General features: G+C 69.0%; 6 protein-coding genes and 1 rRNA gene. 2 read left to right on the top strand and 5 right to left on the bottom strand.

What is annotated here, in order from left to right:
• Positions 1-364: ribosomal RNA gene (locus VLI41_RS09840) — 16S ribosomal RNA — on the bottom strand; the annotation flags it as partial.
• Between the two features lie 672 nt (positions 365-1,036).
• Between VLI41_RS09840 and VLI41_RS09835 the strand changes: the two genes are divergently transcribed.
• The gene (locus VLI41_RS09835) at positions 1,037-1,477 is read left to right on the top strand and encodes an Rrf2 family transcriptional regulator (protein ID WP_325267899.1); all 441 of its coding nucleotides are present in this window, start codon (positions 1,037-1,039) and stop codon (positions 1,475-1,477) included.
• Between the two features lie 96 nt (positions 1,478-1,573).
• Here VLI41_RS09835 and VLI41_RS09830 read toward each other — a convergent pair whose 3' ends face one another.
• Positions 1,574-2,002, bottom strand: a complete 429-nt coding sequence (locus VLI41_RS09830; RefSeq protein WP_325267898.1) for a CBS domain-containing protein — start codon at positions 2,000-2,002, stop codon at positions 1,574-1,576.
• An 81-nt stretch (positions 2,003-2,083) separates the two neighbouring features.
• A complete protein-coding gene (locus VLI41_RS09825; protein ID WP_325267897.1) occupies positions 2,084-2,860 on the bottom strand; it encodes a rhomboid family intramembrane serine protease in 777 nt (258 codons plus the stop codon).
• A 47-nt stretch (positions 2,861-2,907) separates the two neighbouring features.
• On the opposite strand from VLI41_RS09825, the gene VLI41_RS09820 reads away from it, so the two are divergent.
• Positions 2,908-5,796 (top strand): insulinase family protein, encoded by a 2,889-nt coding sequence (locus tag VLI41_RS09820; protein WP_325267896.1) that lies wholly within the window; start codon positions 2,908-2,910, stop codon positions 5,794-5,796.
• Between the two features lie 4 nt (positions 5,797-5,800).
• Here the strand turns inward: VLI41_RS09820 and VLI41_RS09815 are convergent, their stop codons facing one another.
• Positions 5,801-7,459 (bottom strand): choline dehydrogenase, encoded by a 1,659-nt coding sequence (locus VLI41_RS09815; RefSeq protein ID WP_325267895.1) that lies wholly within the window; start codon positions 7,457-7,459, stop codon positions 5,801-5,803.
• Positions 7,460-7,700: 241 nt separating this feature from the next.
• The gene (locus VLI41_RS09810) at positions 7,701-8,501 is read right to left on the bottom strand and encodes an enoyl-CoA hydratase-related protein (protein WP_325267894.1); all 801 of its coding nucleotides are present in this window, start codon (positions 8,499-8,501) and stop codon (positions 7,701-7,703) included.
• Between the last annotated feature and the right edge of the window lie 140 nt (positions 8,502-8,641).

Below are 8,641 nucleotides of genomic sequence, written 5' to 3'. Positions count from 1 at the left end.
ATGGCTGCGTCAGGCTTTCGCCCATTGCGCAAGATTCCCTACTGCTGCCTCCCGTAGGAGTCTGGGCCGTGTCTCAGTCCCAGTGTGGCTGATCATCCTCTCAGACCAGCTATGGATCGTAGCCTTGGTAGGCCTTTACCCCACCAACTAGCTAATCCAACGCGGGCCGCTCCTAAGGCGATAAATCTTTCCCCCGAAGGGCACATACGGTATTAGCTGAAGTTTCCCTCAGTTGTTCCGTACCTTAGGGCACGTTCCCACGCGTTACTCACCCGTCCGCCACTGCTCCGAAGAGCCGTTCGACTTGCATGTATTAGGCCTGCCGCCAGCGTTCGCTCTGAGCCAGGATCAAACTCTCAGGTTGAGTTGACGTTCTGACTTTCTGCGTAACCAGTTCTGCTAGAGAACCGGCTGGCTATAGTCTGCGTAGTTCTTGACGAGTTCCCATTCACATCGACCACCGCGAGCCGAAGCCCGGGCGATCCATATTCATGGTGTCTTTCAAGAGACCGCAGTCACAGTCAGCGTCGAGACAGTCTGGTTAGGACTGTCGCCAGGACGCCGCCGCCTGCGTTTCTCTTTCCAAATCAACGATGTCAAAGACCCGATCGGCTCTCGCCGATCCCACCGCTTGACCCCGGTGGCGGGCGGAGGCGGCTATCTAGGGGCCGCCCATTTGGGTGTCAATCGATCCTTTCGGACTTTTTCGCCGCGTCCCCAAGCTTCTGAAAAGCTTCGGGATTCGGCGCAAAATCCGCTCTGGGCCGCCCGGGGGATGCCCCAAAAGGTCCGTAGCGATTCGATTGAACCCGGGGAAAATAGTCATTTCGATCCGAAAAGCAAGCGACTTTCGCCGCCTGCGTCTCGCGGCCGAATGAGCGGCTTCCCACGGGGAGGCGGCTATCTAGGGGCCGCGCCCTCTCCTGTCAACGCCAGGTTCGTCAGACGCGGCGCCTGCGGCGAGTTCGTCGCTCCCGCCGCCCTCGCTTGCACGCGCCGCCCAGCCTCTTAAAGAAGGGCGGCGGAGGTGGCGTCCATGCTTTCTCAGAAGGCGCGCTATGCGTTGCGCGCCCTTGTCGAGCTCGCCCGGGCCGAGGGCGAGCAGCTCACCTCCGGCGAACTGGCGCTCAGGGCCGATGCGCCGCGCAAGTTCCTGGAAGCCATCCTGCTCGAGCTGTCCCGCAACGGCCTGGTGATCAGCCGGCGAGGCAAGTTCGGCGGTTACGTGCTGTCGCGCCCGGCCGCCGAGATCAGTTTCGCCGAAGTCATCCGGGTGATCGAAGGCCCGCTGGCGCTCGCGCCGTGCGTCTCCCCGCGGCTCGGGTTCCGCAAGTGCGAAGACTGCGAGGACCTCGCCACCTGCGCCTTGCGCGAAGCGCTGCTGCGCGCCCGCGACGCCACCGCCCAGGTGCTGGAAGCCTACAGCCTGGCCGAGGCGGCCGCGGCGCCCGAGGGCGCGCTGCGGTCGGCGGGCTAGGGCCGCCGGAAGAATGGGCGGGGAAGGCTCGTTCGTCCTTCCCCGCCTCTTTCGCCGGCGGGCGGCCGGCTTCCAGCCCTCCGTCCGGAGGGAACGCTAGCTGGCGGCGATATAGGCCTTGAGGCCGTCGGCTTCGGCCTCGACCTCGGAGATCTTCGCCTTCACCAGATCGCCGATCGAGACCAGGCCCACCAGCCGCTCGGCCTTGCAGACCGGCAGGTGGCGGATGCGCCGGTCGGTCATGCGACCCATCAGGGAATCCACCGTCTCGCCGGGTTCGGCGAACAGCACGTCCTTGGTCATGTGGCGGGAGACCGGCGTTGCGAGCGCCGCGGCGCCGGACAGCGCCACAGCACGGACGAGATCGCGCTCGGAGATGATGCCGACCACCTGCTCGGCCTCCAGCACCACCAGCGCGCCCACCCGGCGCGTGTGCAGGAGGGCGGCCGCGGAGGCGAGGGTCTCGCCGGGCGCGACCGTGAACACGAGGTCGCCCTTGGACTTGAGGATCTGCGAGACCAGCATGCGCTCGCTCCTTCTGAAGTCGTCGCAGAACAGCGTTGCGCAGAATGGACGAGAGTCAAAGCACGCGCGCGTGAGCGGCGCTCAGGCGCGGCGCGCGATCCGGGCGAAGGGACCGATCAGAAGGACGCCCGCCAGGAAGCCCGCGAGGTGCGCCTCCCAGGCGATGCCGGCCCCGCCCGCGCCCGGGACGAAGGCGCTTCCGAGCGCCCCGATCAGCAGGTTCACGATCACCCAGGCGGCGCCCATGCCGATCACCGGGGAAGAGACGATGCGCCCCAGCCGTCCGCCGCCGGCGATCAGCCGCGCCGCGGCGCCCATCAGCCCGGAGAGCGCGCCCGAGGCGCCGACCAGAGCCGCAGCGCTTCCCCAATGCACGGCCGCGTAGCCCAGGTTCGAAAGCACCCCGCAGACCAGATAGAAGGCGAAGAACAGCGCCGCGCCCGGCAGTCGCGTGCCGAAGAACCGCGCCACCGGCGTGGCGAAGGCGAGCGCGAAGGCGGCGTTCATCAGCGCGTGGCCCCAGTTGCCATGCAGGAACAGCGCGGTCACCAAGGTCGCCCAGCGATGCTGCAGGAGCGCGGCGGGCGCAAAGGCGTAGCTCGCGATCACGAACTCGTCCGAAAGCCGGCTCTGCAAGGCGTAGCCGCCGAGGATCACCACCACCAGGGCGATCGCCGGCCAGGGCGCGTTGAACACCGGCTCGCGATCCGGCCGGCGCGCCTCGCTCTCGGGCTCCTGCCCCGACCATGGTCCGCGCGCAGGTGTGTCCTGGAAGTACGACGCCGTCATCGCCCCCATGTAGGCGCGAACGCCGCGGCGCGCGACCTTGGCCGTGATGCCGCCTTGCCTTCGCCGCAACCAGCCGCTTTGTTGGCGCCCTGATCTCCGCACCCTCAGGACCTTCGATGATCCGTTCCCTGCGCGCGGGCCTCGCGCTCGCCGCCGCATTTTCCCTGCTCGCCGCCGGTTTCGCCGCAGCCCTGCCTTTGCCGCACATCCCGCACTTCGGCGGCGGCGAGGCGGGCGCGCCCCTGAAGCTGAAGCCGGGCGAATGGCCGCAGGCCCGTTCCGACGTCAAGGCCGACCCGGACATCCGGTTCGGGGCGCTCCCCAACGGCATGCGCTACGCCATCAAGCGGCAGGCCGTGCCGCCCGGACAGGCCTCGATCCGGCTATGGGTGCACGGCGGGTCCCTCGACGAATCCGACGCGCAGCAGGGCCTCGCCCACTTCCTCGAGCACATGGCCTTCAAGGGCTCCAAGGCCGTGCCCGAGAACGACATGATCAAGATCCTGCAGCGCCATGGCCTGGCTTTCGGGGCCGACACCAACGCCTCCACCAGCTTCGGCGAGACCGTCTACAAGCTCGACCTGCCGAAGACCGATGACGACACCATCGACACCGCGCTCATGCTGCTGCGCGAGACGGCCTCGAACCTCACGCTTTCCCAGACGGCGATGGATCACGAGCGCGGCGTGGTGCTCTCCGAGGAGCGCAGCCGAGACACGCCGTCCTACCGCATCTTCAAGGACCGATGGGCGTTCCTGTTGCCGGGGCAGCGGCTGATCGAGCGCTATCCGATCGGCAGGAACGAGGTGCTGCAGAAGGCGCCGGTCAGCCAGATCGCGGACTTCTACCACCGTTACTATCGGCCGGAGCGGCTGGTCCTGGTCGCGGTGGGCGACTTCGACCCGGGCGCGATGGAAGCCAAGATCCGCGCCCGTTTCGGCGACATGAAGCCGGTAGGCCCCGCCGGGCCCGATCCGGACCTCGGACGGGTGAAGCCGCGCGGGACCGAAGCGCGCGTGGCGGTCGATCCCGGAGCGCCGCTCTCCATCCAGATCGCCTGGGTGCGCCCGCCGGACCTCGCCCCGGACACCCTCGCCAAGCGACGGCGCGATCTCGTCCAGCAGCTCGGGTTCCAGGTGATGAACCGGCGCTTCCAGGCGCTGGCCCGTTCCGCCGACCCGCCGTTCCTGGGCGCCGCGGCGTTCAAGTTGGACGAGGAGCACTCGGCCGAGATCGCCATGGTCACGGTCAATGCGGAGCCGGACAAGTGGCGGCCCGCCCTGGCCGCCGCCGACCAGGAGTTGCGGCGCGCCGTCCAGTTCGGCGTGCGCCAGGACGAGCTCGATCGCGAGATCGTGGAAGTCCGCGCCCTGCTGAAGGCCCAGGTCGCCGGCCAGACGACACGCCGGCCCGCCAGGATCGCCGATCAGATCGTGGGCTCGCTCGCCGACCAGGAGGTGGTCACCAACCCGGAACAGGACCTGGCCTTCTTCGAGGAGACGGTGAAGGGCCTGAAGGCCGGCGAGGTGTCGGAGGCGCTGAAGACCACCTTCCGCGGCTCGGGGCCGCTGGTGTTCATGGCTTCGCCCAAGCCGCTCGAAGGCGGCGATGCGACCCTGCTCGCCGCCTTCCAGGCCGCCGAGAAGGCGCCGGTCACCGCGCCCGCGGCGCCCACTCAGGTGAGCTGGCCCTACGAGAGCTTCGGCGCGCCGGGCAAGGTCGTGGAGACCAGGGACATCACCGACCTCGACACCACCTTCATCCGCTTCGAGAACGGCGTCCGCCTGACCGTGAAGCCCACCAAGTTCTCCGCCGATCAGGTGCTGGTCCGGGTCAACATCGGCCACGGCCTGGCCGACCTGCCGCGTGACCGGCAGAGCCTGCGCTGGGCCTCCGACGCCCTCATCGAGGGGGGCCTGAAGAAGATCAGCAGCGAGGACATGGAGCGCGTGCTGGCGGCCAAGGTGTTCAGCGCCCGCTTCGGCATGGTGGACGACGCCTTCGTGCTCTCCGGACAGACGCGGCGCGAAGACCTGCCCACCGAGATGCAGGTGCTCGCCGCCTACACCGCCGAGCCCGGCTGGCGGCCGGAGGCCTTCGCCCACGTGAAGAACGAGGCTAGGACGCTGGAGAACCAGTTCGAAGCCACCGACAGCGGCGTCTTCTCCCGCGACCTGCAGGGCCTGCTGCACGACGGCGACCGGCGCTGGACGTTTCCGACCCGCCAGGAGCTCGAGACCGCCAACCTCTCGAACCTGCAGGCCGAGGTGGCTCCGCACCTGGCGAGCGATTCCATCGAGGTGGTGGTGATCGGCGACGTCACGCCCGAGGAGGCGACCGAGGCCGTGGCGGGGACCTTCGGCGCCTTGCCGCCCAGGCCCGCGCCAACCCCGCCGCCGGATTCCGAGCGGCAGATGGGCTTCCCGCAAGGCACGTCCCAGCCGATCGTGCTCCGGCACAAGGGCCGCGCCGATCAGGCGATCGGCTTCGTCGCCTGGCCCGCGCACGATTTCTGGTCGAACCCGCAGCGGGCCCGCAACGACGCCGTGCTCGGCGAAGTGATGGGGCTGCGCCTCATCGAACAGCTGCGCCAGGCGCAGGGCGTCACCTACTCGCCCTCGGTGAGCTACAACCACAGCCTGACGTGGAAGGATTGGGGCTACATCTCCGCCAGCGTGGAAGTCCCGCCCGCCAAGCTCGACGGCTTCTTCGCCGACGCCGCCAAGATCGCCGACGACCTGCGCGCCAAGGGGCCGACGCCGGATGAGCTGCAGCGGGCCAAGACGCCCAGGCTCGAGGAGATGCAGAAGGCGCGGGTGACCAACGGCTACTGGCTCTCGGAGCTCTCCGGCGCCCAGGCCGATCCGCGCAAGCTCGACGCCATCCGCCAGCTGCTGCCCGGCACCGAGCGCGTGACGGCCGCCGACGTGCAGAAGTCGGCCGCCGACCTGCTGGTCGAACCCAGGGCCTGGAAGCTGGTGGTGAAGCCGGCCTCGGCGAAGTGAGCGCCTAAGCCGCCTGGCGACCGTCGGCGAACACTGGCGCATCCTCCGGCGCCGGCGCCGCCCGGCCGAGGACCATGTCGCAGGCCTTCTCGGCGATCATGATGGTCGGCGCGTTGGTGTTGCCGCCCACCAGCGTGGGCATGACCGAGGCGTCGACCACCCGCAGGCCGGCGAGCCCCTGCACCTTCAGCTCCGCGTCGACCACCGCCATCGGATCGCCGGCCGCGCCCATGCGGCAGGTCCCGACCGGATGGTAGATCGTCTCGGCGGTGCGGCGGATCCAGGCGTCGATCTCCGCATCGCTCTGCACCGCCTCGCCGGGCGAGAACTCCGGCCCGCGATAGGGCTCGAAGGCGGCCTGGCGGGCCACCTCGCGCAGCATCCTGACGCCCTGCCGGATCGCGCGCCGGTCTTCCTCCGCCGAGAGATAGTTCGCGAAGATCGCCGGATCGGCCAGCGGGTCGGCGGACTTCAGCCCGATGCGGCCGCGGCTCTGGGGCCTGAGCTGGCAGACATGGAAGGTGAAGCCGTCCTTCTTCACCTGCAGCTTGCCGTGGTCCTGCATGATCGCCAGCACCGTGTGGACCTGCAGGTCCGGCCGGTCGAGGTCCGGCCGCGAGCGCAGGAAGGCGCCGGACTCCAGGAAGTTCTGACGGCCGATCCCCTTGCCGAACAGGGCATAGTTCAGCCCCACCCCCAGCGTGCGGACAATCCCCTTGCGCAGCGAATAGACGGTGATCGGCTGGGTGCACTCCCACGACAACGTCACGTCGAGGTGGTCCTGCAGGTTCTGGCCAACCCCCTTCAGCGCGTGGACGCTCTGGACGCCGTGGCTCGCAAGCTCGTCGGGGTCGCCGATCCCGGAGAGCTGCATGATGTGCGGCGACTGCACCGCGCCAGCGCAGAGCAGCACCTCGGCCTCGGCGTGGATGACGCGTGGCGCCTTCGACTTGCCGACCCGCACCTCGACGCCGACCGCGCGGCCGTTCTCGACCAGGATGCGGGTGGTCCGCGCCCCGGTGAGGCAGGTGAGGTTCGGGCGAGCCAGGGCCGGATGCAGATAGGCGCGCGCGGCGCTCCAGCGCTGGCCGTCCCTGATGGTCAGCTGGTAGGGCCCGAAGCCTTCCTGCTGGAAGCCGTTGAAGTCGTCGGTCAGCGGATAGCCGGCCTGGCCGCCGGCCTCGATCGAGGCGCGGTAGATCGGGTTCGGCGAGGCGGCCTTCGAGACGTGCAGCGGCCCCTCGCCGCCATGCCAGGCGTCGGGACCGCCCTCGAAGCTCTCGGCGCGCTTGAAATAGGGCAGCACATCCCGATAGGCCCAGCCCGCGAGGCCCATCTGCCGCCACTGGTCGTAGTCGCGCGCGTGGCCGCGGACGTAGATCATGCCGTTGATCGACGACGAGCCGCCCCAGCCCTTGCCTCTCGGCCACCACAGCCGCCGGCCGTCCAGGTTCGGCTCGGGCTCGGTCCAGAAGCCCCAGTTGTAGGGGCCCGGCTTGGCGATCAGGCCGCCCACGCCGGCCGGCATCTTGACGATCAGAGAGGAATCCTTGCCGCCGGCCTCGAGCAACAGGACCCTTGTCGCCGGATCTTCCGAGAGCCGGTTCGCCAGCACGCAGCCGGCCGAGCCCGCGCCGATGATGATGTAGTCGTAGCGGTCCATGGTCGGGCTCATCCTTCACGTGCAGCGCGCAAACCTGACGCACGTGTCATTTTCTGGCAAGCGCGGAGCCGATCCCACCCGATCGCGGACAATATCGTCGGACCGCAAGGGCCAAATTCCGGGCGCAAGTGGCGAGCGTTGGACAATGTTCAGTTGTCAAAGATCACGTTTGTTCCTGTTACGTTCTGTATCGTGACGGCCCTGACCGGTCAAGGAAAAGCACGCCTTCAGAACGCGGGGCTCAGCGTCCCTTCCACTGCGGCGGGCGCTTCTCGGCGAACGCCTTCGGGCCCTCGACGAAATCCTCCGACGAATAGAGCGCCGCCACCGCCGGATACTTGCTCTGGCCCTTGAGGGCCGTCTCCAGCGAGGGCTCGTCCAGGCCCTGGTAGACCGCCTGCTTGGAGGCGCGCACCGACATCGGCGAGAGCTCGCAGATCTGCTGCGCCCAGCGCCTGGCGGCGGCCATCAGCTCGCCCGGCGCGACCACCTCGTTGACGAAGCCGAGCTCGCGCCCCTCGGCCGCGCTCACCCGCCGCCCGGTGAGGATCATGCCCATCGCCCGCTTGGTCCCGATCGCCCGCGGCAGCCGGTGCAGGCCGCCGGCCAGCGCAGCCAGGCCGACGCGCGGCTCCGGCAGGGCGAACACCGCGGCTTCCGAGGCCACGATGATGTCGCAGGCGAGCGCGATCTCGAAGCCGCCGCCCATCGCCACCCCGTTCACCGCCGCGATCAGGGGCTTGGCGAGATCGAACCGCGAGGTCAGGCCCGCGAAGCCGGAGGGCGGGCTACCCATCCGTCCGCCGCTCGCCTGGTGCTTCAGGTCGTTGCCGGCCGAGAACGCCCGCTCGCCGGCCCCGGTGACGATCGCCACCCATTGCGCGGGATCGGCCGCAAAGGCGTTGAACACCTCGTCGAGCTCGAAGTGGGCCGGCGAATGCAGCGCGTTCATCACCTCGGGCCGGTTGAGGATCACCGTCGTGACCGGCCCTTCCCGCTCCACCTGGACGAATTCGTAAGCCATGGCGATCTCCCATTTCATCCCTCCTCTTCAGGGGAGGGACAGGCCGCGAAGCGGCCAGGGTGGGGAGGTGCGGATCACGCTACGGGCCGCGCGTTCCGGCCCTTCCTCCCCACCCGATCCTCGCTTCGCGCGGACCACCCTCCCCATGAAGGGGAGGG

Source organism: Phenylobacterium sp., assembly GCF_035475775.1.
Taxonomy (GTDB): domain Bacteria; phylum Pseudomonadota; class Alphaproteobacteria; order Caulobacterales; family Caulobacteraceae; genus Phenylobacterium.
Note: the sequence above shows the minus strand (reverse complement) of the source record. Positions and strands in the feature narration are given on the sequence as shown.

Excerpts from the sequence above, each read along its gene's own strand:
- VLI41_RS09835 (WP_325267899.1), top strand. The coding sequence starts at position 1,037 with ATGCTTTCTCAGAAGGCGCGCTATGCGTTGCGCGCCCTTGTCGAGCTC.
- VLI41_RS09830 (WP_325267898.1), bottom strand. The coding sequence starts at position 2,002 with ATGCTGGTCTCGCAGATCCTCAAGTCCAAGGGCGACCTCGTGTTCACG.
- VLI41_RS09820 (WP_325267896.1), top strand. The coding sequence starts at position 2,908 with ATGATCCGTTCCCTGCGCGCGGGCCTCGCGCTCGCCGCCGCATTTTCC.
- VLI41_RS09815 (WP_325267895.1), bottom strand. The coding sequence starts at position 7,459 with ATGGACCGCTACGACTACATCATCATCGGCGCGGGCTCGGCCGGCTGC.
- VLI41_RS09810 (WP_325267894.1), bottom strand. The coding sequence starts at position 8,501 with ATGAAATGGGAGATCGCCATGGCTTACGAATTCGTCCAGGTGGAGCGG.